Here is a 25,508-nt window from a genome sequence, read left to right on the forward strand (position 1 = left end):
GCGATTAAGCGGGCTATTGGTACAGGCGAGAAAGCTGACTCTAATTCTAAAATCAGTTAAAACGAGATCACCACAGAAGGTAGGCAGAGAGCAACCCTCTGACGCCACGAAAACTTCATCCGCTTTATTACACTGCGCTATAGAAGCCGACTATTCAGTCATCCTCGCTCTCACCTTCGCTCGATAGCGGTGGATCTTCATGGCGCTCAATTCGACGGACGAAATCACCCAGTGAGATACTTAGCTGATTACCTTCAAGCTTTGTGGCTAGATTCAACAGAACAAGACTTCTGCGCTTAGGATCTCCCTCGACCATACGCTCAAAAGCAGATATTTCTGCAACCGGTTGACACACGTACTTCTCAATAAATGCTGCCATAGTTCTACCGGCTTCGTTTTTCAAGTGGCGCCAGGCATTATCACCAACATAACACTTGCCGCCAACCCGCCTGTAAGCAGCCTGAAGGTCAGTTAGCTTGTTATTCTCAGTAGGATCCAGAACTACAAGCCCGGGTTTTACCCCGGACGCCTTGCAGTCTTCCGCAAAGCTGAGTTCCTCAGCAAAGCGGCCCTGGCCACTAGCTGCGATGGTAACCCTAAGTTTCAACTCATACGCAAGAGGCTGGCCATCTGCACCGACCCTCCAGCAATCAACCTGTCGGCCCTTAGAGCTATCATCGGATGATGAATAAATGCGAGAAAACGCCGAGCACATTCGATCCTTTTCTAGAGCGCCTAGTTAGGGAAAGCGATACATCGTCTGACCGCATCCGTGCCAAGCTCAGCAACGCCTATGACTGGGGCTTTTGCGAACTATGCTGGCGATCCACCGAATACTCGATCAGCGTAGGGGCTCAAAAAGTCTTCAAGCGTCTACAACGAGGAAGCGTCAAAGTCGCTCCGCTAACGGATGCCATTCGTGCGGCAGCTCAGAAAAAAGCCGACGTCTTAGTGGCGCGTTACTAGCAGGCATGGAAAGGTAAGTTCGGCCGGTACGAGCCCGCCCGCATGTTGATAGCCTACTGTGACATGGTGGAAATGCGCGGTGACCGATCGGTTTCAGCCTTCAGGGAGCACGTCGAGCGGCGAACACTCATTGCCGCGTGGGCACGGCATGGTGACTTGCTCCGCCCCACCAAGTTACCGGGTCAGCCCGAAGGCGCAGCGAAGCCCAGCAAGCTCTACTGCGAGGCACACAACCCATGGCGAAGCGATGAATCTCGCCGCGCATACCAACGCGACAGACGATTTGCGCAAGAGTATGACGAGTTGATTGCCAAAATCTGGTCACAGGAAACCGGCACTCTCCCTGGGTGGGACATTGAAGCCCACGCATATGTCAGGAGAGAAGCCTACCGACTGCTCCAGGCACTCAAGTACCCCACCAGTACGATGTAACCCAAGGCACCATGAGTCAAGCTGAAATAGCGCGCCTGCTTGGCGTATCACGCCAAGCAGTTTCCGCCGCTATCAAGCGGCGAGCGCAGAAGCAGACGACACGCTGAAGACAACCATGATCTAGCTGCGAGATTACAGTGCACTTGACCAGGCACCTGCATACGACCTGGCCAGGCACTACCATTGAACCTAGCCAACGATTATAGAAAATCTGACAGTCAGACGTCAAAGCTGAGAGGCACAACGATCCGAAGCGGTCTGTAAACCGAGTAAATGTAATCGAGTGAGGGGGAGAGTAAGAAATTTATGGTAAATTCGGCCAAATTTGACTGATCGCATCAGAGAGAAAACTTCCAAAAGCTGTTATTTACAAGAAAAGGAGAGAAATAGCTATGCTGTTGAGACAAACTTGGATTGATGAAGTCCGTCTTGGACTTGCTATTTTGCAGGGATACATTCGACCAGGAGGCCCACTCAGTCTAACCGAGATCAATATTCATGCGGAAGACTTTGTAGGCCAGATTCTAAAACTGTTATACGGCTGGAATTTGGTTAACACAAATACCGTAAAATCAAACTACCCATGCATAGACCTACTAGACAAAGATGGAAAAATAGGAGTCCAGGTTACCACTGAGCAGGGTGTAGGAAAAGTTAATGACACCTATTCCTGCTGTGCCAATAAACTCATGGGTACAATAACCCAACTATATGTCTTCTCCTTGATACCCAAGCAGAGCACCTACGCGCTCAAAAATATCGGGAGCACGATCTCTTTCAGTAAAAAAAATATTTGGGACTTCGATGACATACTAAAAAAAATCAAGGCGAGTCCGGACGAAAAGGTTCTCGATATTCATAGCTACGTTGTAAGTCAGATGCCAGCAGTGTTTGCAAACTCCCGGTCCAAAATGCAGGCGTTTCGTCGCGAAATCGCGTCTTGTTTAAACATATTAAATAGAGAGGTACTCAAAGCTCCGGAAAGATTCGAGCAGCCAATACAAATGCTCGACGCAATAAAAGAAATAAGGATTGACTTGCAGAAGATTGGTGCGAGCAGAATTGCGTCTCCGACAGTGGCAGCCGAGTTTGAAAAAATCACCGAGGAGCTGCGTCAGTGTTACTACAAAATCATGGATGAATTTCCATATTTTGCAGACTTTCCTAAAGGGGTTAATCCACCTTACAATCAGTTCAGGGCAGACGATTATGCACGGTCGATCAAAAGAATGATGGAAATTCGTCATCCAATCAATTCCAGTATTGCAGCGATTGAGAACGAGTTGAAAGCTATCGATGCAGCTTTAGCTTAGCCGGACGATGAGGCCAGCCCTGTATCGCGCGCGGCCATTTATTGGAATCGTTGTGGTACGTCCGACTTGAGGCGATAGTTGTCTGGCGCACCAAGCCACCGCTGTCGCTTAACTGCTGAATTATGCGACAACTCATTCGGGCCTGATGGCAAAAGCATTTCGATGTCACGTGATTCTGTCGCAGGTACTCAAATACCTGCGACATGACATGCGAGAAATGTGGGATTGAGACTTAGGGATATACCGATACCTGTCACGACTAACCGGAAATTGCCGATTTCTGCCTGTCGTCACTACCGGCTTCGGGCCGCTTTTGCCAAAGCGTGGACGCGAGACGCGCAGGTCGAGTCTGATGCAAATGACCGTTCAGATCACATACAAAAATGTAGTCAAATCAATGTAATTAACCCACTAACCTGCGGTGCTTACCGTGGCTGTTTGAGCATCCAATCATCAATCATATCCGCCCAATCCTGCAACATCGCCCGACGCTGATCGCTGTATTCAGCCTTGTTATAGACGGCCCTTACACCCTTCTGCTCGTGCGCACGGCACTTCTCAATCCAGTCTGAGTTGTAACCCGCCTCATGCAGCAGCGTGCTTGCTGTGCGCCTCAAATAATGCGGTCCGAACTTACTCAGTGGCTGCCCTTCTTTTTGCGCAAGCCGATAGGTCAGCGTCAACACCTGATTGATCGTCGCGGTGCTCATTGGCAAATCAGAATCGTAACGGGAGGGAAAGACGTAATCTGAACCACCGGCAAACGTCTTCAACGCAATGAAGAAATCCAAAGCCTGCTGAGATAAGAACACCAAATGGGGGTTGCGGCGTTTCATCCGCTCTTTCGGAATAGTCCACAAGGCTTCGCTGAAATTGATCTCGTCCCAGGTGCGCACCATGGTGAGCAACAGCAGCTTAGCGGCCGCCCTTACCGAGGACGCGGTGCCGATGCGGTCCAGGTAGTGATACATCAACGCGATTTCGTCAGGCCCTAAAGCGCGGTCACGTGGCTCGAATTTAGCGATGCTTGTAGGACGTAACAGATCAGCCGGGCTCTCTACCCTCTAGACACGCTCAATCGCCCATCAAAACACCTGCATCACAATCTCGCGGGAGTGCACGGCCGTCGCTGGAGCTCCACGCTCCACGATTGCATCAGTCAGCGTTCGCAGGTCCTCATGATTGATTTCCACCAGTTTCTGATTACCGAATTGCGGCTTGAGCTCGCGCTCGTAAACAGATCGGCGCATGTCACGAGTCGAATCAGCCATCTGATACCACGCAGCCATTTCTCAGCCCACGCATCAAACGTCTCAGCCCCTTTGGTGCGTGCCTTAGCACGGGCTTTCTCTTTGGCAGGTGACTTACCCGCTGAAACCATCTTTTTAGCCTCGCCCAGGCGCTCTCTGGTTCCGCAAGTATGATGCCACCCACGCCATAACGACCGAACGTAATGGTCTCCTGACGGCCATTGATTGAGTAGTTGTAACGAAATGAGATGGAACCGGCAGCAGTGACGGCCACGTACAGCCCGCCGCGGCCGTTCACCTTGTAGAGTTTTTCTTGCGGTTTGAGGTTCCGCAGCTTGGTATCGGTCAGCATGGCAGTTACGGATTCCATGGAAAAAAATACCATGCTCAGAAAAGCACTCATGCACCACGATAAAACCCAATGAAACCGGGCTGATGATGAGATTTGATACCATGCCCTTCCCTACTAGGGTGACATGGTATCGAGCACCGAACATGGCATTTGGCTCAGTCAATGCCCCATCCCATGCCACATAAAACACGGTCCTCGGCGATGCACAAAACCGCCAGAATTCACCAACCCCAAAAAACCAAAAGCCCGCAATTAAGCGGGCTCCAGGGTATTTCTTGCTAGATCGTGCCGGACAATACCGGACGTCCAATCATTCCCACTCAATAGTAGCCGGCGGCTTGCTCGACACATCATAAGTCACTCGCGAGATCCCTTCGATCTCGTTGATGATCCGACCGCTCACCGTCTCCAGCAGCTCATAAGGCAGGTGCGCCCAACGAGCGGTCATGAAGTCGATGGTTTCCACCGCGCGCAGCGCGACGACCCAGGCGTAGCGGCGGCCGTCGCCGACGACGCCGACTGATTTGACCGGCTGGAACACTACGAATGCCTGGCTGACCTTGTGGTACCAGTCGGCCTTGCGCAGTTCTTCGATGAAGATGTGGTCGGCACGACGCAGGATGTCGGCGTATTCCTTCTTCACTTCGCCGAGGATGCGCACGCCCAGGCCTGGGCCTGGGAATGGGTGGCGGTAGACCATGTCGTAAGGCAGGCCGAGTTCGAGGCCCAGGCGGCGGACTTCGTCCTTGAACAGCTCGCGCAGTGGCTCGACGAGCTTGAGGTTCATTTCCTCCGGCAGGCCGCCCACGTTGTGGTGCGACTTGATGACGTGGGCCTTGCCGCTTTTCGCGCCAGCCGACTCGATGACGTCCGGGTAAATGGTGCCTTGCGCCAGGTACTTGATGTTGTCCAGCTTGCAGGACTCGGCATCGAACACGTCGATGAAGGTGCGGCCGATAATCTTGCGCTTCTTCTCTGGATCGCTCTCGCCTGCCAGGTTGTTCAGGAACTGCTCTTCGGCGTTGGCGCGGATCACCTTGACGCCCATGTTCTCGGCGAACATGGCCATCACCTGCTCGCCTTCATGCAGGCGCAGCAGACCGTTGTCGACGAATACGCAGGTCAGTTGATCGCCGATGGCCTTGTGCAGCAACGCGGCAACGACAGAGGAGTCAACACCGCCGGACAGGCCCAGCAACACGTTGTCAGTACCGACCTGAGCGCGAACCTGAGCGATAGCGTCTTCAGCAATCTTCGAAGGGGTCCACAGTGCTTCACAGCCGCAGATGTCGAGGATGAAGCGCGACAGGATGCGACCGCCCTGCTTGGTGTGGGTTACTTCCGGGTGGAACTGCACGCCGTAGTAACCGCGAGCGTCGTCAGCCATACCGGCAATCGGGCAGCTCGGGGTGCTGGCCAGAATGTGGAAGTCTTCCGGCAGTTTGGTGACCTTGTCACCGTGACTCATCCATACGTCGAGGCCAAACAGGCCGTCGGCGTCGATATGGTCTTCGATACCGTCGAGCAGACGGCTTTTGCCGACTACGTCAACGCGAGCGTAGCCGAACTCGCGCAGCTCAGAACCGGCAACCTTGCCGCCCAACTGCTCGGCCATGGTCTGCATGCCGTAGCAGATACCGAAAACCGGCACACCCAGGTCAAATACCGCTTGCGGGCAGCGCGGGCTGTCGGCTTCGTGTACGGACTCGGGGCCGCCGGCGAGGATCACGCCTTTTGGAGCGAATTCGCGAATCGCTTCGTCGTCCATGTCAAACGGATGCAGCTCGCAATACACGCCGATTTCGCGCACGCGGCGGGCGATCAGCTGGGTGTACTGGGAACCGAAGTCGAGGATCAGGATACGGTGGGCGTGAATGTCGAGGGCCATGACTCATTCTCGTCAAAAAACAGAAACGACACGGGGCTGCGTCAACAGCCCCGGCTATGAAACTTGTTGGCCTGCATCGCGGCATACGCCTCGATGCAGTCCGGATCAACCAACGCGATAGTTCGGCGCTTCCTTGGTGATCTGCACGTCATGGACGTGGGATTCAGCCATACCGGCGCCGGTGATGCGAACAAACTCGGGCTTGGTGCGCATCTGCTCGATGTCGGCGCTGCCGGTGTAACCCATGGAGGAACGCAGGCCGCCCATCAACTGATGGATGATGGCCGACAACGGACCTTTATAGGCCACACGGCCTTCGATACCTTCCGGCACCAGCTTCTCGGCACCTGCGGACGAATCCTGGAAGTAGCGATCGGACGAGCCTTGCGCCTGGGACATCGCACCCAGCGAACCCATACCGCGATAGGCCTTGTAGGAACGGCCCTGGAACAGTTCGATCTCGCCTGGCGCTTCTTCAGTACCGGCGAACATCGAGCCCATCATCACGCAGGAGGCACCGGCCACGATGGCCTTGGACAGGTCACCGGAGAAGCGGATACCGCCGTCGGCGATCATCGGCACGCCAGTGCCTTCAAGGGCAGCGGAGACGTTGGCGATAGCGCTGATCTGCGGCACGCCGACACCGGCAACAATACGCGTGGTGCAGATGGAGCCCGGGCCGATACCGACCTTGACTGCATCGGCGCCTGCGGCAACCAGTGCCCTGGCCGCTTCGCCAGTGGCGATGTTGCCGCCGATGACCTGCACCTGAGGGAAGTTTTCCTTGACCCAGCGAACGCGGTCGATCACGCCTTTGGAGTGGCCATGAGCGGTGTCGACTACAACAACGTCAACGCCAGCAGCGACCAGCGCGGTGACACGTTCGGCGGTGTCCTTGCCGGTACCGACTGCAGCGCCGACACGCAGGCGAGCCTGATCGTCCTTGCTGGCCAGCGGGTAAGCCTTGGCTTTTTCGATGTCCTTGACGGTCATCATGCCCTTGAGCGCGAAATTGGCATCCACGATAAGGACTTTTTCAAGACGGTGCTTGTGCAGCAGTTCGCGCACTTCGTTCTTGTCGGCGCCTTCACGCACGGTGACCAGACGCTCTTTGGGCGTCATCACTTCGCGGACAGGGACATCAAGACGATTTTCGAAGCGTACGTCGCGGGACGTCACGATGCCGACCAAGTCGCCATTGTGCAGGACCGGTACGCCGGAAATGTTGTGCATGCGGGTGAGTTCAAACAGATCGCGGACAGTGGCGTCGGCTTCGATCGTGATCGGGTCCTTGACGACACCGGCCTCGAACTTCTTGACCTTGCGTACTTCGGCAGCTTGCTGCTCGATGGTCATGTTCTTGTGGATGATACCGATACCGCCTTCCTGGGCCATGGCAATTGCCAGACGGGCCTCGGTGACAGTATCCATTGCAGCAGAGACCAAAGGTATATTCAGCTCGATGCCACGGGTCAAACGGGTTTTCAGACTGACTTCGTTAGGAAGTACCTCGGAATAACCGGGCACAAGGAGAATGTCGTCGAATGTAAGGGCTTCTTGACTGATACGCAGCATCGCGGGGGCTCCCGGGCGGGAAATTGGAAGCGCGCCATTATACCCACAGACCCCGCCCGGCTCAATGTAAACCTCAGCCTATTATCAAAGCTGTTTATAGACGCACATTAACGCAGGAGACCGGTCGATCCAGACGTTCGGCGAAGTCATCCAGAAAGGTTTGCGTGAACGACGCATCCAGCCAGTTATTGAAGATGAAACCGAGGTTGGAAAACCCGCAGGCGTCGAGAAAAAGAAAGCCGTTGATGTCATCTTCGTGGCGGCATTCAGGGCAGGTAAAGTTATCGGTGTGACCGGGCATCCAGTCTTCCAGGCTGTCGAACAGTGCCTCCCCCACTTCGCGGCGACACTCCGGGCAACCGGCCTCTTCGGCAAAGTCATTCAGCGGGGTATAGATGCAGCGTTTGGTGACGATTTCCAGGCCGTTGACGACCTGCCCGAACGGCAATGCGTCGGGATTCTTCACCACACGCTTCGCTCCGGGCGCCACCGCGTAAGCCATCTTGTTATAGGTGCGTCCGCAAGTGGTCAGCTCCGGCTCGACCACATCGAGCTTAACCATCCAGCGCAGGATCAGCCGCGCCCTGGCCTCGTGCCCGGGAAAGGTGGAAATTTGCGGGACGATGATGCATTGCGTGTTCATAACGGAGCGTCGCTTAAAGCTGTTCGAGGCCGCAGCTTAATGGGCTGGCCATTCAGGTCAAGAAGCAATCCCGCCTTTACCGACGAGACAGGCCTGTGCGCCAGACCGGCATTGCCATTATGATGCCCGGCATGATCAAAGACCCTTTCGCAAGACTCGGCCTCGACCGGGAAGTCCTTACTGTCAGCCAGCTCAACGGCCGCGCGCGCGTTCTGCTGGAAGACGTGTTCAGCAGCATCTGGGTCGAGGGCGAGATCTCCAACCTCTCGCGCCCGGCATCGGGCCATGTGTACTTCACGCTGAAGGACTCTGGCGCGCAGGTCCGCTGCGCCTTGTTCCGACAGAGCGCGGCGCGTGTGCGTCAGGCACTCAAGGACGGCTTGCAGGTCAAGGTGCGCGGCAAGGTCTCGCTGTTTGAAGGCCGCGGCGACTATCAGCTGATTCTCGATACGGTAGAACCTGCCGGTGATGGTGCATTGCGCCTGGCGTTCGATGCGCTGAAAGCCAAGCTCAGCGACGAAGGCCTGTTCAGCGCCGAGCGCAAGGTCGCGCTGCCACTGCACCCGCAACGCATCGGGATTATCAGTTCTCCGACCGGCGCGGTGATCCGCGACATCATCAGCGTGTTCCGCCGGCGCGCGCCACGGGTCGAGCTGACCCTGATTCCCACAGCCGTTCAGGGCCGCGAGGCGATCAACCAGATTGTCCGCGCGCTGAAGCTGGCCGACAGCCGGGGCTTCGATGCGCTGATCCTCGCCCGTGGCGGCGGCTCGTTGGAGGACCTGTGGTGCTTCAACGAAGAAGCGGTCGCCCGCGCCATCGACGCGTGCGTGACGCCGATTGTCAGCGCTGTCGGGCATGAAACCGATGTGTCCATCAGCGACTTTGTCGCCGACGTGCGCGCACCGACGCCCTCCGCTGCCGCCGAACTGCTCGCCCCGGATTCCAGCGACCTGCATCGACGCGTCGACAACCTGCACCGGCGACTGGTCAGTCGCATGCAGGACCGTCTGATGCGCGAGCGGCTGCGTCTCGAGGGCATTTCCCGGCGTCTGCGTCACCCTGGCGAACGCTTGCGTCAGCAGTCGCAACGCCTGGATGACCTGGACATGCGCCTGCGCCGCGCCTTTGAACAGAACATGCATCAACGTCAGGTGCGTCTGGCGCACATGCAGAGCCGCCTTGCTGCCCAGCATCCAGGCCGGACCCTGGCCTTCTTGCGCCAGCGTCTGGATGCCCTGGCCGAGCGTCTGCCGAGAGCCATTCGCGAACAGATCAAGGCACGCAAGCTGCAACTGCAAAGTCAGGTGCAGACGCTCAACGTGGTCAGCCCGCTTGCCACACTGGGACGCGGTTACAGCATCCTGCTCGACGAGCGCGGCCACGCGATCCGTAACGCTGCCCAGACGCAAACGGGCCAGCGGCTTACCGCCAGGCTCGGCGAAGGCGAACTGCAAGTGCGCGTCGAAGACAATCACCTCACACCCGTGACCCTCTCCCTTCTGGACTGACTGCCTGATGCTACGTTTTATCGCCCCGCTGTTCGCCCTGCTGCTCTGTCTCCCCGCCCACGCCGACAGCTTTATTACCCGCGCACTCGACAAGCCGGTACCCGGCGGCGTGGCGGTCATCGATCTGGGCACGGGCGCTCAGGCACCGACCGCCACCTATCAAGGCAAACCGGTGCTGGTGGTCAAGGAACAGGGCACGCGCTGGCTGGCCATCGTCGGCATTCCGCTGACCGTCAAACCCGGTACCCAGCAAGTCACGTCCGGCGGGCGCACGCTCAACTTCACCGTTGGCAGCAAGAAATACCCGGAACAGCACATCACGCTCAAGAACAAACGTCAGGTCAATCCCAATCCTGAAGACAACAAACGTATCGAGGGCGAACTGGCCGAACAACTGCGCGCCTACCGCAGCTTCAGCCCAGGCACGCCAAGCAATCTGATTCTGGACAAGCCGGTCAACGGCCCGTTGTCGAGCAAGTTCGGCGTGCGTCGCTTCTTCAATGGCGAAGAACGCAACCCGCATTCGGGCCTGGACTTCGCTGTGCCGGCCGGCACGCCGATCAAATCCCCGGCAGCGGGCAAGGTCATCCTGACCGGTAATTACTTCTTCAACGGCAACACCGTATTCGTCGATCACGGGCAGGGCTTCATCAGCATGTTTTGCCATATGTCGAAGATCGACGTGAAGGTCGGCGATCTCGTCCCGCGTGGCGGAGTGGTTGGCAAAGTCGGCGCAACCGGTCGCGCAACCGGGCCGCACATGCACTGGAACGTCAGCCTCAACGATGCGCGCGTAGACCCGGCGATCTTCATCGGCGCGTTTCAGCCTTAAGCCTGTTGATGAGCGAGCGCTACGGCGCTCACTCACCTGCCCCCTCATTGCGCACATCGCTTTCGTCCAACAACAACCTGCACATAAAGCTTCAGATTCCGCTATAAAAAATCGCTAAAGACGCCTTTTCGAGAATTTATTCCAATCTTTTTCAAATGCTTGCCATCATCCATGCCAATGGTTACGGTTGGCCTCATGAAAAGCTCTCAAACCCTTATTCTGTTGCGCCAACACCGGTGCCTCAGCCTGGTCAGCGCCCGACTGCCTGGCTAGCGTGCTGTGCCTCGTCCCTGTGTTCGCAATTCCCTGTGCTATCTATCCAGAACGGCAGGCCGCCCAACCCGGCCCCGTGAATACAAAAGGATTTCCTGATGACCATGCTCAAAGACCCCTCGAAGAAGTACCGTGCGTTCCCGACCATCGATCTGCCTGACCGCACCTGGCCTTCGAAGACCATCGACGCAGTGCCGATCTGGTGCAGCTCCGACTTGCGCGACGGCAACCAGTCGCTGATCGAGCCGATGGACGCAGCCAAGAAGCTGCGCTTCTGGAAAACCCTGGTCAGCGTCGGCGTCAAGGAAATCGAGGCATCCTTTCCATCGGCTTCGCAGACTGACTTCGACTTCGTGCGCACCCTGATCGAAGACGGCCACATCCCGGATGACACCACCATCCAGGTACTGACCCAGGCTCGCGAAGACCTGATCGCCCGCACCTTCGAATCGCTGCGCGGTGCCAAGAAAGCCATCGTCCACCTGTATAACGCGACCTGCCCGTCGTTCCGCCGCATTGTCTTCAATCAGGACAAGGCCGGCGTGAAAGAGATCGCAGTCAACGCGGCCAAGCTGTTCGTCAAATATGCAGCACAACAGCCTGAAACCCAGTGGACCTTCCAGTACTCGCCGGAAACCTTCAGTGCGACCGAACTGGAGTTCGCCAAGGAAGTCTGCGATGCGGTGATCGAGGTGTGGAACCCGACGCCCGAGAACAAGGTGATCCTCAACCTCCCGGCCACCGTGGAAGTGGCGACCCCCAACATTTACGCGGACCAGATCGAGTGGTTTGGCCGCAACATTACCCGCCGCGACAGCGTGCTGATCAGCCTGCATACCCACAACGACCGTGGCACGGGCGTTGCCGCTACCGAGCTGGGCCTGATGGCCGGTGCGGATCGCGTCGAGGGCTGCCTGTTCGGTAACGGCGAGCGGACCGGTAACGTCGATCTGGTCACCGTGGCGCTGAACCTCTACACCCAAGGCATCAATCCCGGTCTGGACTTCTCGGATATCGACGGTGTGCGCAAGGTGGTCGAAGAGTGCAACCAGATCCCGGTGCACCCACGTCACCCGTATGTTGGCGACCTGGTTCACACCGCGTTCTCCGGCTCGCACCAGGATGCGATCCGCAAGGGTTTCACTCAACAGAAGGAAGGCGAGTTGTGGGAAGTGCCTTATCTGCCGATTGACCCGGCCGACATCGGTCGCAGCTATGAGGCGGTGATTCGCGTCAACAGCCAGTCAGGCAAAGGTGGCATCGCTTACCTGCTGGAACAGGAATATGGCATTTCCCTGCCACGCCGCATGCAGATCGAGTTCAGCCAGGTGGTTCAGGGTGAAACCGATCGTCTGGGCCTGGAGATGACCGCCGAGCAGATTCACTCGCTGTTGCGTCGTGAATACCTGCAAGCCAACGTTCCTTATGCGCTGATCAGCCATAAGCTGCAGGAAGAGAACGGCAACAGCTCGGTGGATGCCGAGGTGCACGTCGACGGCGAGACCCAGCACTGGCGTGGCAAGGGCAAAGGCGCCCTGGAAGCACTGGTTGCCGGTCTGCCAGTGGCCGTGGAAATCATGGACTACAACGAGCACGCGATCGGCTCGGGCACCACTGCCAAGGCGGCCGCCTACATCGAGCTGCGCGTGAATGGCGAGCGCGCCGTGCATGGTGTGGGCATCGACGAAAACATCACCACTGCGAGCTTCCGCGCCCTGTTCAGTGCCCTGAATCGTTCACTCAGCCAGACCCAGGCCAAGGCTGCCTGATTCGATAGCCGGATGGCGGACGCAGGTCCGCCATCCGCATCGCCCTCTCCCTTCCCCGCCACACGCTGCACCCACCTCTTGCATTCCGCGCATGACCCTGCCTGTTTCGGCATAATCTTTTTCATTTATGCTGTGGTAGCATGCTGCCCTTACTCCAGAGCGCGCCCAATCCAACAGCAATTCATATGCTGACGATGCCTGCTCGGACTTACCTGCCAGCTGCACCTTTCCTATAAAACCAAGACGACTACTGCATTGATTTCCGGACGAAAAGAATGCTCGGGCAGACCCACCGTGCATTGAAATTACCATCGGCCTCGGTACGCTGAGCTGATCCAATCACATTTGGAGCGATTATGCCCAAGGCTTCCCATCAAGATTTGCGCCGCAGCTTCCGTGCGCTCACCTCGTCGAACTCTTGCTTTCACACAGCCTCGGTGTTCGACCCCATGTCAGCGCGAATCGCAGCGGATCTGGGCTTTGAAGTAGGCATCCTCGGCGGCTCCGTGGCGTCGCTGCAAGTCCTGGCAGCCCCTGACTTCGCGCTGATCACCCTGAGCGAATTCGTTGAACAGGCCACGCGCATCGGCCGTGTCGCACAGCTCCCGGTCATCGCGGACGCAGACCATGGTTATGGCAATGCCCTTAACGTCATGCGCACCGTTGTCGAACTGGAGCGTGCCGGCATCTCTGCACTGACGATCGAAGATACCCTGCTGCCGGCGCAGTTCGGACGCAAATCTACTGACCTGATTTCCACTGCAGAAGGCGTTGGCAAGATCCGCGCAGCGCTGGAAGCGCGTATCGATCCGGAAATGTCGATTTTCGCTCGTACCAACGCAGCGATCATTCCGGTTCAGGAAGCCATCAGCCGGGTTCAGCAGTACCAGGCTGCCGGTGCTGACGGCATTACCATCGTCGGCATTCGTGACTTCGATCACCTGGCACAGATATCCGAAGGCGTGACCGTGCCGCTGATGCTGGTGACGTACGGCAACCCGGAACTGCACGACAACGCGCGTCTTGCCGAGATGGGCGTGAGGGTTTGCGTGCATGGCCACGCTGCGTACTTCGCCGCGATCAAGGCCACCTATGACTGCCTGCGCGAGCAGCGCCAGATCCTGGGCAGCGAATCGAACATGAGCGCGACCGAACTGACCCATACCTACACGCAGCCTGAAGACTACGTAGAGTGGGCCCGCAAGTTCATGAACGTGAACGAGTGACAGGCAACGCCGGACACTGCGCCGCCTGAGCAGGAGCGGACGCAAAGCGTCCGCAACTGCAAGCCCACGCAACAGCGTGCGTGGGCTTGATGAGCGTCCCTGCGGACGCCCGACAGGCGATATTACGCGGTGGTGTTTACACCGCCACCGGTTTCCAGCTGCAACAACGAGGCCTGCAGCGTCTGCAGGTTGGCGCTGATAGTCGCTATCTGCCCCTGAATCGCCATGGATTTCTGAGCTTTTTCTTCCGCCGAGCCCTTACCGCTTTGGGCGGCAGCCAACTGCGCCTTCTGCTCAGCGAGTTGCTTCTGAGCGTCCTTGATCTGCTGCTTTATCTGTTCGATGGTCTGATTGAGAGACGATTCGCTGGAGCCACCAACACTGCCGCCGCCACCCGCCGCACCGGCCTTGCCACCTTCAGTTGACGCCTGATCAGAGCTTTTCTCTGTTTCAGTCGTCGAGGTCGCAGCGGCAGTGACGGCTTTGTTCGTTTCAGCGTCGGCAGGCTTGACCGCTAGCGTCAACGAGCTTGAGTAACTGTTCAGCGTGGATGTATTGATAGTAGTCATGACGGTCTCCTGGAGGTCTGAAACAGCTATCGGCCGACCTGAAACATTCTGAAGTACTTTTATTCAATATTAAAAGAGTCCGCATCCAGACCCGCTGGAAACCGTGTGCGATAGGCTTGCAGGTCTGCCGCGCTGAGCGTTGCCCTGAACACGCCGTCCGCTTCGCCCACGCTCAACAGGCTCTCGCCTTGGAAATCCAGGACCTGGCTGTCGCCGGTGTACGCAAAGCCCTTGCCATCCGACCCGACGCGATTGACTGCCGCCACATAGCACAGGTTTTCAATGGCTCTGGCAGGCAGCAGGCGATTCCAGTGCAGGCGCCGCGCACCCGGCCAGTTGGCGGTGTACAGCAACAGGTCGGTGTCCTGCGCATCACGGCTCCAGACCGGAAAGCGCAGGTCGTAGCAGATCAGCGGGCGCACGCGCCAGCCGTTGAGCTCAAACATCACCTGGCGATCACCCGGCGTGTAGTGTTGGTGCTCACCGGCCATACGAAACAGGTGGCGCTTGTCGTAATGCAGCAGCTCACCGTCCGGTCGTGCCCACAGCAGGCGATTGCGATGACTGCCATCGGCAGCGCGCATCATGACGCTGCCGGTCACCACGGCGTCGATGCGCCTGGCCTGCGCCAATAGCCATGCCGATGTAGGCCCGGCTTCAGGCTCTGACAGGGCCTCGGACTCCATCGAGAAACCGGTGGTGAACATTTCCGGCAGGATCACCAGATCCGCGCCACGCGCCTGATCCAGCAATTGCTCGAAATGCTCGAGATTGGCCTCGCGATCATGCCACGCCAGCGTGGTCTGGATCAGCGCCAGGTCAAGGTTCGGCAGCCCGCTTATATCGCGCATAGTTTCTCCGCCGCCTGACGCAGCGTCTCTTCCTGCTTGGCGAAGCACAAGCGGATCAGGCGCTGCCCTGCTGGCGGGCTTTGATAGAACACAGAAATCGGAATGCTCGCCACACCATGCTCACGGGTCATCCACAAGGCCATGTCGACGTCATTGAGGTCGGGCCTGATCTGCGAGTAATCGACCAACTGGAAATAAGTCCCGCCCACCGGCCGGAAGCTGAAACGCGACTCGGCCAGATGACCACAGAAAAAGTCGCGCTTGGCCTGATAGAAGCCTGGCAGCTCATCGACATGCTCCGGGTGCTCGGCCATGAAATCGGCCAACGCGTACTGCAACGGCGTGACACCGCAGAAGCTTACATACTGGTGCACCTTGCGCAGCTCGGACGTCAGCGCAGGAGGCGCGACCACGTAACCGGTTTTCCAGCCTGTAACGTGATACGTCTTGCCGAACGAGCTGACGACGAAGGCACGCTGATACAGCGCTTCGTGGTCGAGCACACTGACATGACGTGCGCCGTCGAACACCAGGTGTTCATAGACCTCGTCGCTGAGCAGGTAAATATCGCGATCGGCAATCAGCGCGGCCAGTCGATCGAGCTCTGCACGGCTGATCAACGCGCCACTGGGGTTGTGCGGGCTGTTGATGACGATCATGCGGGTACGCGGGCTCAGCGCATCGCTCAGCTTTTGCCAGTCGATGGAGAAGTCATCCAGCCCCAGTTGCACATGAACGCAGCGCCCACCGGCCAATTCGACGGCAGGCTCGTAGCTGTCATAGCACGGGTCGAAGATGATCACTTCGTCGCCAGCACGAATAACGCTGTGGATCGCACAGAAAATCGCCTGGGTGGCCCCCGGTGTGATGGTGATTTCGCTGTCCGGATTGACCGTACGCCCATAGCTGCGGGCGATCTTTGCCGCGACTTGCTGACGAAGCGCAGGCAGCCCGGTCATCGGTGAGTATTGGTTATGTCCTTGAGTGACGTGTCGGCAAACCGCATCACGCAGCGCCTGCGGGCCGTCAAAATCGGGAAACCCCTGGGACAGGTTGATAGCGCCGGTTTCGGCGGCCAGCTGTGACATGACGGTGAAGATAGTGGTGCCCACATTGGGCAACTTGCTGTCGATCATGGAACCCTTTCCCTGCAATCTCCCGGCACCGGGCGGCACGGGTCAGGCAGGATAGCCCATTAAACGGACACAAAAAAAGGCGCCGAAGCGCCTTTTTCCCGATGCTGACTCAGCGCTTGTCGCGGCGCTTCTTGTCGGCCTTCTTGTGGTGCGACATCATCCGACGCTTCTTGTTGACCTGACGGTCGGTGAGCGTGTTCTTGTTGCCTTCATACGGGTTCTCGCCGCCCTTGAACTCGATACGGATCGGCGTACCGACCAGCTTGAGCACACGCCGGTAAGTGTTTTCCAGGTAACGGACGTAGGACTTGGGTACCTTCTCGACCTGGTTACCATGGATCACGATCAGCGGCGGGTTGGCACCACCCAAGTGGGCGTAGCGCAGCTTGATGCGGCGGCTGCCGACCATCGGTGGCGCATGCTCGCTGACCGCATCTTCGAGAATCTGGGTCAGGCGGCTGGTCGGCCAGCGCGTTACCGCGGACTTGAACGAGTTCTGTACCGACTGATACAGGTTGCCCACGCCCGTGCCGTGCAGCGCGGAAATGAAGTGGATGTCGGCGAAGTCGACGAAGAACAACCGGCGCTCCAGCTCGATCTTCACGAAATCGCGTTCGCCCGGCGTCATGCCGTCCCACTTGTTCAGCGCGATGACCAGCGCACGGCCCGCTTCAAGGGCGAAGCCCAGCAGGTTCAGGTCGTGGTCGACCACACCTTCGCGGGCATCCATCACAAAGATCACCACGTTGGCGTCCTTGATGGCCTGCAGCGTCTTGACCACCGAGAACTTCTCGACTTCCTCGTGGATCTTGCCGCGCTTGCGCACACCGGCGGTGTCGATCAGCGTGTACTTCTCTTCGTTACGCTCGAAGGGAATGTAGATACTGTCGCGCGTGGTGCCTGGCTCGTCATAGACGATAACCCGGTCTTCACCCAGCATGCGGTTGACCAGCGTCGACTTGCCCACGTTGGGACGACCAATGATGGCGATCTTGATGCCGTCTTTCTCGCTCGGGCCGGGAATGCGCTTGGCTTCCTGACCTTCGGCGACTTCCTCGACCTCAACGCCCTCTTCAGGCTCATCCTCGTCCCTGGGGAATTCCCGCAGAGCGATTTCGAGCATCTGCGAGATGCCACGACCGTGGGCACCGGCCACCGGAATGGCGTCGCCCAGACCCATCGGGCTGAACTCGGCACGCGCCAGGTTCTCGTCGATGTTGTCGATCTTGTTGGCAACCACGTAGGAACGCTTGTTGCGCTTGCGCAGGTGCTCACCAATCATCTGATCAGCAGCGGTGTAGCCCGCACGGGCGTCCACCAGAAACAGCACCACATCGGCTTCTTCAATGGCCAGCAGCGACTGCTCGGCCATCTTTTCGTCCATGCCATGCTCGTCACCGGAGATACCGCCGGTGTCGATCAGAATATAGGAGCGCCCTTGCCACTTCGCCTCTCCGTATTGGCGATCACGGGTAAGACCGGACAGATCGCCGACAATGGCGTCGCGAGTCCTGGTCAGGCGATTGAACATGGTGGACTTGCCGACGTTCGGTCGACCCACCAGGGCGATTACGGGAACCATGCGGCTCTCCACTTCGTTATTTCAGAAAATACAAAAGCCGCTGCAGGGCAGCGGCCGGAGTTCGGGGCGATGCCACAAAGGCACCGCAGCCTTGCCGAAGCAAGGGCACCCGGGGCCATTGGCCCCGGGCATGGACACTTATTGCTTGATGGTCAGGGCTTCCAGTTTGCCGCTGTTGCCATACACGTAAATCATGTCCCCAACCACCAGCGGACGAGCACGCAGGCCGTCGCTGTCGATACGTTCGCGACCGACAAAACGACCGTCCACCTGGCTCAACAGGTGCAGGTAGCCTTCCATGTCACCGACCGCTACATAGCTGGAATACACTTCCGGTGCGCCGAGCTGGCGGCGAGCCAGTGATTCGTTGCTCCACAGTGCAGAGGACGAACGCTCGTCGATACCTTCGACAGTACCGGAGGCCAGAGTGGCGTAGACGCTGCCAAAGCCCTGGGCGACACCCGAGTAGCTCGAAGCATCACGCTGCCAGAGCACACGACCGCTTTCCAGATCGAGACCGGCGACGCGACCCTGATAGGTAGCGACGTACAGGGTACCGCCGGACAGCAGCAGGCCGCCGTCGATATCGACAACGCGATCCAGTTCCGAGCGACCTTGCGGGATAGCAACACGCTGTTCCCAGATCGGCACGCCGTTGGTGATATCCAGAGCGACTACCTTGCCGGTCGACAGACCTGCCACGGCAAGACGGTTGGTTGCCAGTGGAGCACCCGTGCCGCGCAGGGTAAGCACCGCTGGCGTACTTTCGTAGATCCAGAGCTGCGAACCGGTAGAAGCGTCGAAACCGACGATGCGGTCATCCTGAGTCTGGACAACAACCACAGAACCGTTGGTGGCAGGCGGAGCCAGTACTTCACTGGTCACGCGAGCGCGCCACTTTTCCTCACCGGACGTGGCGTCCATGGCAATCACTTCACCCTTGAGGGTGCCGATCATTACCAGGCCATAGCCCACGCCGACTGCACCGGAAACGGGCAGGTCGAGATCCTTCTTCCAGATCACGTCGCCGGTCAGACGGTCCAGCGACACGACTTCTCCAGTGACGTCAGCCGCATAGATGCGGTCGCCATCAATGGCTGGCACGAGCATGTTGTAAGTCTTGCCCTGGCCGTCGCCAACGGAACGGCTCCACTGCTTGTGCAAAACCACTTCTTCTTTGAAGTCGGTCAGCTCGGCCGGAGGCAATTCCTTTTTGCTGTTGCTGCTGCAACCCGCGGCCAGAATGGCCAGAGCCAGCAATGCTGCATGTTTCCAACGAATCACGTCACGCATCCCCTTTCGCCAGATCGTCGAGCTTCATTTGCAGGCCACCCACTGCTGCGTCTTCGGACAGAGCAGATTTGGCCTTTTGGTATGCAGCATACGCCTCGTCGGTACGACCCAGCTGTACCAGCAGGTCACCCTTGAGTTCTTCACGACTGGCGAGGAAAGCCTTGTCGGCATCGCCGTCGAGCAGCTTCAGCGCGTCATCGGTCTTGTTCTGCGCAGCCAGCACGCGCGCCAGACGCTGACGGGCAATCTCGCCCAGCGTGTCGTTGGCAGGCTTGTCGGCCACGGTTTTCAGCTCGGCTGCAGCATCATCCAGCTTGCCGGCATCGACCGCCACCTTGGCGACGAACAGGCTACCGAACTGTGCGTAGGTAGTGCCACCGAATTCGCTTTTCAGTTTGCCGGAGATCTCGGCGACACGTGCGGTGTCTGCCTGGCCACTGGGCGTCAGTGCGGTTTCCAGCAACTGCTGATAAAGCATCGAGGCGCCTTGCGACTGGCTGGCCTGATACCTGTGCCAGAACTGCCAACCCAGAACCACGACCAGCGCCAGCAGACCACCGGTCAACAGAGGTTTGCCGTTGCGCTGCCACCAGTCCTTCATTACCGCCAGCTCTTCATCTTCGGTACCCGACACCCCAATACTCCTATTCGCTAAACGGCTGTTAAATCAGCTTCAACCCTGCACGACGCAGGAGGCCAGGTGCTCTGACAGAGCATCCCAGGAAATATTTTGTTGTTCACCCTGGCCACGCAGGGGTTTGACGCCAATGACCTTTGCCGCCAGTTCTTCTTCGCCGAGGATCAGCGCGTACAGCGCACCGCTCTTGTCGGCTTTCTTGAACTGGCTCTTGAAGCTGCCGGCACCGGCGTTGACCTGCAACCGCAGGGTCGGCAACTGATCACGCACCTTTTCGGTAAGTGCCAGGGCCGCCAGTTCGGCCGCTTCGCCAAACGCGCACAGGTAGACATCGACCTGACGGGCAATTTCTTCCGGCACCTGCTCAAGGGTTTCAAGCAGTAGAACCAGTCGCTCGATACCCATCGCGAAACCGACGCCTGCAGTAGGCTTGCCGCCCATCTGCTCGACCAGTCCATCGTAACGACCGCCTGCACAGACCGTACCCTGAGCACCGAGTTGATCGGTGACCCATTCGAAAACGGTCTTGCTGTAGTAATCCAGGCCACGCACCAGCTTCGGATTGATCACATAAGGAATACCGGCTGCGTCCAGACGGGCCTTCAGGCCTTCGAAGTGAACGCGGGATTCGTCATCCAGATAGTCCGCCAGTTTCGGCGCATCGACCAGCACAGCCTGGGTTTCAGGGTGCTTGGTGTCCAGCACGCGCAGCGGGTTGGTTTTCAGTCGGCGCTGGCTGTCTTCGTCCAGTTGGTCGAGACGTGCCGAGAGGTATTCGACCAGCGCATCGCGGTAACGCGCACGCGCCTCGCTGGTGCCCAGGCTGTTCAGTTCGAGCTTGACGGCGTTGCGAATGCCCAGCAGGCCCCACAGGCGCCAGGTCATGACAATCAGTTCGGCATCGATATCCGGACCGTCAAGGTTGAAAACTTCTACACCGATCTGGTGAAACTGACGATAACGGCCTTTCTGTGGACGCTCGTGACGGAACATCGGACCGATGTACCACAGTTTCTGAACCTGGCCGCCGCCAGTGATGCCGTGCTCGAGGACTGCGCGCACGCACGCGGCAGTGCCTTCAGGGCGCAGGGTCAGAGAGTCGCCGTTGCGGTCGGCGAAGGTGTACATCTCTTTCTCGACGATATCGGTCACTTCACCGATGGAGCGCTTGAACAGCTCGGTGAATTCGACGATAGGCATACGAATCTGCCGGTAACCGTAGTTATCCAGCAGACGTGCAACAGTGCCTTCAAAGTGACGCCACAGTGGCGTCTGCTCGGGCAGAATGTCGTTCATGCCACGAATGGCTTGTAGAGACTTACTCACAGAAAATCCTTAGCAATCCGGGTTAGCCGCGCACGATGACCGAGGCGTCGGCTTCGGCTTTTTCAGCCGCTTTCTCGCGAATCAAGCGTTCCAGCTCATTCACGAGATTGTCATTGGTCAGTTTCTGCGCGGGTTTGCCGTCGATGTAGATCAGGTTCGGCGTGCCACCGGTGAGGCCGATATGCGCCTCCTTGGCTTCGCCCGGACCATTGACCACACAACCGATGACCGCGACATCCAGCGGAACCAGCAAATCCTCGAGGCGACCTTCCAGCTCGTTCATGGTCTTGACCACATCGAAGTTCTGCCGCGAGCAGCTCGGGCAGGCGATGAAGTTGATTCCACGCGAACGAAGGCGCAACGATTTGAGGATGTCGTACCCGACCTTCACTTCCTCGACCGGGTCAGCCGCCAGCGAGATGCGGATAGTATCGCCAATTCCCTCGGCAAGCAGCATACCGAGACCGACAGCCGATTTCACCGTGCCCGAACGCAGGCCACCGGCTTCGGTAATGCCCAAGTGCAGCGGCTGAACAATCTCTTTGGCCAGCAGACGATAGGCAGCGACAGCCATGAAAACATCGGAAGCCTTGACGCTGACCTTGAAGTCCGGAAAGTTCAGGCGCTCCAGATGCTCGACATGGCGCAGCGCAGATTCTACCAGCGCCTCTGGCGTAGGCTCGCCGTACTTCTTCTGCAGGTCTTTTTCCAACGAACCGGCATTGACGCCGATGCGGATCGGGATGCCCCGATCACGCGCAGCATCGACCACGGCACGGACACGGTCTTCACGACCGATATTGCCAGGGTTGATACGCAGACAGTCAACGCCCAGCTCGGCCACACGCAGGGCAATGCGGTAATCGAAGTGGATATCGGCGACCAGCGGCACCTTGACCAGCTGCTTGATGCGGCCAAAGGCTTCGGCAGCGTCCATGTCCGGCACCGACACACGCACGATGTCGACACCCGCGGCTTCCAGACGATTGATCTGTGCCACGGTAGCGGCCACATCGTTGGTGTCGCTGTTGGTCATGCTCTGCACCGCGATCGGCGCATCACCACCGACCGGTACGGAACCGACCCATATTTTTCGGGATTCGCGACGCTTGATTGGAGATTCGCCGTGCATGACTTATTGCCCTAGCTTCAGGCGAGCAGTTTCGCCGCTGGTAAAAGGTGCTACATCCACAGGCTGACCGTTGTAGCTGACCTGCGCACCGCGCGCATAGCCAAGACGCAGGGTCAACGGCGGCTTGCCGCTGACATCCAGGCTGTCGCCCTTGCGCTTGAGACCGCTGACCAGCACTTTGCCGTTTCCGTCAGTGACCTGGGTCCAGCAATCGGCGACGAACTGTACGGTCACCTGACCGCCACCCGCCATGGCAGGCGCTGGCTGCTCGGCAGGTGCAGTCGGCATCGACGGCACGGTCGGCGCAGCCACGGGAGCTTGCGGCGTGCTCGCCGGTGGCGTGGCGGCAGCAGGCGTCTGTGGTTGTGCGGTTGCGTGACTTGTAGCGTTGGAAGCCGGGGCCGCAGGCGCAGCAGCGGGTGCCTCACTGGCAGGCGCACCGGTATTCAACGGCAAGGAAGTTTGTCCGGAGGCAGGCGTTTCGGCCACAGCAGGCTCTTCCGGCTCGTCAAGCGGGTGAATCTGCGTAGTGCCGTCAGCGCTTTCGACTTCGACATGCTCCATGTTCAGCCCGGACTGGTCCTTGCCGCGCAAGGTGGCCTGATCCTGCCACCAGAAGAAACCGCCGCCGACCAGGATCACCAGCAACAGCAGGCTGACAATACGCAGAATGTTGTGCGACAGCCTGACCGGCTCTTCGATACGGCCCAGCGCGTGAACCGAACTGCCTTTGCCGTCGGTGCCGGTGAACTGATCGAACTGCTCGACGAGCGCCGTCTGATCAAGGTCAAGCAGTTTGGCGTAGGCGCGCACATACCCCCGGGCGAACGTATGCCCGGGCAGCTTTTCAAACTGGCCGTTCTCCAGATTGGTCAGGGAGGTCACGGTGAGATTGAGTCTCAAGGCCACATCTGGCAGCGACCAGCTCCTGCTCTCGCGGACCTGGCGCAGGGTTTCTCCAGGGTTCACGCGATTGGTTGCTACAACTTCGGGATGCGCCGCTTTCATCATTGCTCCGACAGGTATTGCTGATATTCCGGCGTACCGGGATAGAGTCTTTTCAACAGCAGACCATAGCTGGCTGCCTTGTTACGATCATCATATATCTTCGCCAGCCGTGTACCGAGCAATAGACTACGTGCATTTTGCTCGCTGAGTTGGCTAAAACGGTCGTAATAGTCACGCGCTGGCACATATTGCTTGTCTTCGTAGGACAGCTGAGCCATTTCCAGCAAGGATACTGGCAACTGCCGGTCCAGGCGCAATGCCTTGGTAAATTGCTCGCGAGCCTGCTCGCGGTTGCCCAGCTTCAGCGAGGTCATGCCCAGGCTTTCAAAAACCCGTGACCGCTCAGGATACAGGTTGTCGGCAGCCGCCTGTTCAAAACGCTCGTAGGCTTCCTTGTAACGCTTTTGCTCGAACAGAAAGCTGCCGTAATTGTTGACGATACGTGTTTCGTTATTGCTGGCGGCCAATGCCTTGCGAAAGTACTGCTCTGCCAGCTCCGGCTCCATTTCGGTCTGGAATACCAGAGCCAGTGCGGCGTTGGCCTGCGCGTCGGAGCTGTCGAGTTCGAGCGCCTTCTTCAGCGGAACCTTGGCCCGCTCCGTCTGCCCCTGCTGAAAATACCCCAGCCCGAGCTGCACATAAGCCTTGCGCGCTTCCTCGCGCCCCTGAGCCGTCGTCAACGGGTTGACGTTGCCTGTGGACACGCATGCTGTCAGCAAGACGACAAAACATAGCAGCAGCGAGGCACGCACAGACATGGAGTCTCTCTCGGTCAGGTTCGCAGTCAGGTTCGAGTCACCGCAACAGGGGCCGCATCGGCCTCGGCGCTCAACTCACGCACGGCTATATAGCGTTCGCTACGACGTGTGCGGTCCATCACCTGCCCGACCAATTGGCCGCATGCAGCATCGATGTCCTCACCACGTGTGGTACGCACAGTGACGTTATAACCGGCCTGATGCAACAGGTCCTGAAAACGACGTATCGCGTTATTGCTGGGACGCTCGTAACCGGAGTGCGGAAACGGGTTGAACGGGATCAGGTTGATCTTGCAAGGCGTGTCCTTGAGCAGTTCGATCATCTCGACCGCGTGTTCTACCTTGTCGTTGATGTCCTTGAGCATGGTGTACTCGATGGTGAGCACACGTTTTTCGCCCAGACTGGACATGTAGCGACGGCAGGACTCGAGAAGCACTTTCAACGGGTATTTCTTGTTGAGCGGCACCAACTGGTTGCGCAGCGCATCGTTCGGTGCGTGCAGCGACAAGGCCAGGGACACGTCGATGTGCTTGGAAAGCTCATCGATCATCGGTACCACACCGGAAGTGGACAAGGTCACCCGGCGTTTGGAAATGCCATACCCCAGGTCATCCATCATCAGATGCATGGCGGCAATGACATTGTCGAAGTTCAGCAGCGGCTCACCCATGCCCATCATCACCACGTTGGTGATGGCACGGTCGACGGTAGCCGGGACGCTGCCAAAGGATTTGTTGGCAATCCACACCTGACCGATGACTTCGGCGGCGGTGAGGTTGCTGTTGAAGCCTTGCTTGCCCGTGGAGCAGAAACTGCAATCCAGGGCACAGCCCGCCTGGGACGAAACACACAAGGTGCCGCGCTTGCCCTGCGGAATGTAGACGGTCTCGACACAGCTGCCGGACTCTACGCGCACGACCCATTTACGGGTGCCGTCGCTGGAGATGTCCTCGCTGACCACTTCAGGACCGCGAACTTCAGCACAGGCCTTGAGCTTTTCGCGCAGGGCCTTGCTGACGTTCGTCATCGCGTCGAAATCGTCGACGCCGAAGTGGTGAATCCACTTCATGACCTGACCGGCACGGAAGCGCTTCTCCCCGATAGAGTCGAAGAATTTCTCCATTTCCTGTTGAGTCAGCCCCAGCAGGTTGGTTTTACCAGTCGATGCAATCATGAATTCACCCT

The 25,508-nt window shown here is 58.2% G+C and carries 21 protein-coding genes and 1 pseudogene; 6 read left to right on the plus strand and 16 right to left on the minus strand.

Annotation, left to right across the window (positions count from 1 at the left end):
- Positions 1-154: 154 nt before the first annotated feature.
- Positions 155-607 (minus strand): hypothetical protein, encoded by a 453-nt coding sequence (locus JOE33_RS07995; protein WP_187625118.1) that lies wholly within the window; start codon positions 605-607, stop codon positions 155-157.
- Between the two features lie 802 nt (positions 608-1,409).
- Here JOE33_RS07995 and JOE33_RS25770 point away from each other — a divergent pair.
- Both JOE33_RS25770 and JOE33_RS08005 read left to right on the plus strand, forming a co-directional pair.
- Positions 1,410-1,505 carry a winged helix-turn-helix transcriptional regulator gene (locus tag JOE33_RS25770; protein ID WP_240009362.1) on the plus strand — a complete coding sequence of 32 codons (96 nt, stop codon included), beginning with the start codon at positions 1,410-1,412 and terminating at the stop codon, positions 1,503-1,505.
- 285 nt (positions 1,506-1,790) lie between these two features.
- Entirely contained in the window at positions 1,791-2,711 is a 921-nt protein-coding gene (locus JOE33_RS08005) for an SMEK domain-containing protein (RefSeq protein WP_187625119.1), read from the plus strand.
- Positions 2,712-3,136: 425 nt separating this feature from the next.
- Here the strand turns inward: JOE33_RS08005 and JOE33_RS08010 are convergent.
- The 4 genes and pseudogenes from JOE33_RS08010 to JOE33_RS08025 all read right to left on the minus strand — a co-directional run bounded on the left by JOE33_RS08010 (position 3,137) and on the right by JOE33_RS08025 (position 8,419).
- A pseudogene (locus JOE33_RS08010) lies at positions 3,137-4,313 on the minus strand (integrase arm-type DNA-binding domain-containing protein).
- A 310-nt stretch (positions 4,314-4,623) separates the two neighbouring features.
- Positions 4,624-6,201, minus strand: a complete 1,578-nt coding sequence (gene guaA / locus JOE33_RS08015; RefSeq protein ID WP_003409133.1) for a glutamine-hydrolyzing GMP synthase — start codon at positions 6,199-6,201, stop codon at positions 4,624-4,626.
- A 105-nt stretch (positions 6,202-6,306) separates the two neighbouring features.
- The gene (gene guaB / locus JOE33_RS08020; RefSeq protein WP_004406450.1) at positions 6,307-7,776 is read right to left on the minus strand and encodes an IMP dehydrogenase; all 1,470 of its coding nucleotides are present in this window, start codon (positions 7,774-7,776) and stop codon (positions 6,307-6,309) included.
- Between the two features lie 94 nt (positions 7,777-7,870).
- Complete coding sequence (locus JOE33_RS08025; RefSeq protein WP_187625120.1) at positions 7,871-8,419, minus strand: sugar ABC transporter ATPase; 549 nt, start codon at positions 8,417-8,419, stop codon at positions 7,871-7,873.
- Between the two features lie 131 nt (positions 8,420-8,550).
- On the opposite strand from JOE33_RS08025, the gene xseA reads away from it, so the two are divergent.
- The 4 genes from xseA (at position 8,551) to JOE33_RS08045 (ending at position 14,030) form a co-directional block, all read left to right on the plus strand.
- Entirely contained in the window at positions 8,551-9,930 is a 1,380-nt protein-coding gene (xseA, locus tag JOE33_RS08030) for an exodeoxyribonuclease VII large subunit (RefSeq protein ID WP_161936305.1), read from the plus strand.
- Positions 9,931-9,937: 7 nt separating this feature from the next.
- Positions 9,938-10,762, plus strand: a complete 825-nt coding sequence (locus JOE33_RS08035) for a M23 family metallopeptidase (RefSeq protein ID WP_003409128.1) — start codon at positions 9,938-9,940, stop codon at positions 10,760-10,762.
- Positions 10,763-11,133: 371 nt separating this feature from the next.
- Positions 11,134-12,804, plus strand: coding sequence for a 2-isopropylmalate synthase (leuA, locus tag JOE33_RS08040; RefSeq protein WP_004406457.1), 1,671 nt, complete (start codon positions 11,134-11,136; stop codon positions 12,802-12,804).
- A gap of 356 nt (positions 12,805-13,160) precedes the next feature.
- Positions 13,161-14,030 (plus strand): oxaloacetate decarboxylase, encoded by an 870-nt coding sequence (locus JOE33_RS08045; protein ID WP_010428294.1) that lies wholly within the window; start codon positions 13,161-13,163, stop codon positions 14,028-14,030.
- 122 nt (positions 14,031-14,152) lie between these two features.
- Here JOE33_RS08045 and JOE33_RS08050 read toward each other — a convergent pair whose 3' ends face one another.
- The 11 genes from JOE33_RS08050 to rlmN all read right to left on the minus strand — a co-directional run bounded on the left by JOE33_RS08050 (position 14,153) and on the right by rlmN (position 25,497).
- Positions 14,153-14,599: a FlxA-like family protein gene (locus JOE33_RS08050; RefSeq protein WP_010428296.1), complete on the minus strand. Its 447-nt coding sequence runs from the start codon at positions 14,597-14,599 to the stop codon at positions 14,153-14,155.
- A gap of 59 nt (positions 14,600-14,658) precedes the next feature.
- Positions 14,659-15,450 carry an amidohydrolase gene (locus tag JOE33_RS08055; protein ID WP_010428298.1) on the minus strand — a complete coding sequence of 264 codons (792 nt, stop codon included), beginning with the start codon at positions 15,448-15,450 and terminating at the stop codon, positions 14,659-14,661.
- Entirely contained in the window at positions 15,438-16,586 is a 1,149-nt protein-coding gene (locus JOE33_RS08060) for a pyridoxal phosphate-dependent aminotransferase (protein WP_010428300.1), read from the minus strand. Before JOE33_RS08060 ends, JOE33_RS08055 begins: the two co-directional genes overlap by 13 nt.
- A gap of 109 nt (positions 16,587-16,695) precedes the next feature.
- Entirely contained in the window at positions 16,696-18,168 is a 1,473-nt protein-coding gene (gene der, locus JOE33_RS08065; RefSeq protein WP_003365072.1) for a ribosome biogenesis GTPase Der, read from the minus strand.
- Between the two features lie 138 nt (positions 18,169-18,306).
- Positions 18,307-19,461 carry an outer membrane protein assembly factor BamB gene (gene bamB / locus JOE33_RS08070; RefSeq protein WP_010428301.1) on the minus strand — a complete coding sequence of 385 codons (1,155 nt, stop codon included), beginning with the start codon at positions 19,459-19,461 and terminating at the stop codon, positions 18,307-18,309.
- The gene (locus JOE33_RS08075) at positions 19,454-20,095 is read right to left on the minus strand and encodes a tetratricopeptide repeat protein (protein ID WP_002552488.1); all 642 of its coding nucleotides are present in this window, start codon (positions 20,093-20,095) and stop codon (positions 19,454-19,456) included. Before JOE33_RS08075 ends, bamB begins: the two co-directional genes overlap by 8 nt.
- Before the next feature lie 39 nt (positions 20,096-20,134).
- The gene (gene hisS, locus JOE33_RS08080; RefSeq protein ID WP_032613729.1) at positions 20,135-21,424 is read right to left on the minus strand and encodes a histidine--tRNA ligase; all 1,290 of its coding nucleotides are present in this window, start codon (positions 21,422-21,424) and stop codon (positions 20,135-20,137) included.
- Positions 21,425-21,446: 22 nt separating this feature from the next.
- On the minus strand, positions 21,447-22,556 hold the full coding sequence (ispG, locus tag JOE33_RS08085) for a flavodoxin-dependent (E)-4-hydroxy-3-methylbut-2-enyl-diphosphate synthase (RefSeq protein ID WP_003365075.1): 1,110 nt from the start codon (positions 22,554-22,556) through the stop codon (positions 21,447-21,449).
- Positions 22,557-22,559: 3 nt separating this feature from the next.
- A complete protein-coding gene (locus JOE33_RS08090; RefSeq protein ID WP_032613731.1) occupies positions 22,560-23,564 on the minus strand; it encodes a RodZ family helix-turn-helix domain-containing protein in 1,005 nt (334 codons plus the stop codon).
- The gene (gene pilW / locus JOE33_RS08095) at positions 23,564-24,322 is read right to left on the minus strand and encodes a type IV pilus biogenesis/stability protein PilW (RefSeq protein WP_054992949.1); all 759 of its coding nucleotides are present in this window, start codon (positions 24,320-24,322) and stop codon (positions 23,564-23,566) included. The genes JOE33_RS08090 and pilW overlap by 1 nt, the downstream gene beginning before the upstream one ends.
- Positions 24,323-24,348: 26 nt before the next feature.
- Complete coding sequence (gene rlmN, locus JOE33_RS08100) at positions 24,349-25,497, minus strand: 23S rRNA (adenine(2503)-C(2))-methyltransferase RlmN (protein ID WP_003314177.1); 1,149 nt, start codon at positions 25,495-25,497, stop codon at positions 24,349-24,351.
- Positions 25,498-25,508 lie beyond the last annotated feature (11 nt).

The organism is Pseudomonas sp. PvP027 (assembly GCF_017833005.1).
In the GTDB taxonomy this organism is placed as follows: domain Bacteria; phylum Pseudomonadota; class Gammaproteobacteria; order Pseudomonadales; family Pseudomonadaceae; genus Aquipseudomonas; species Aquipseudomonas congelans.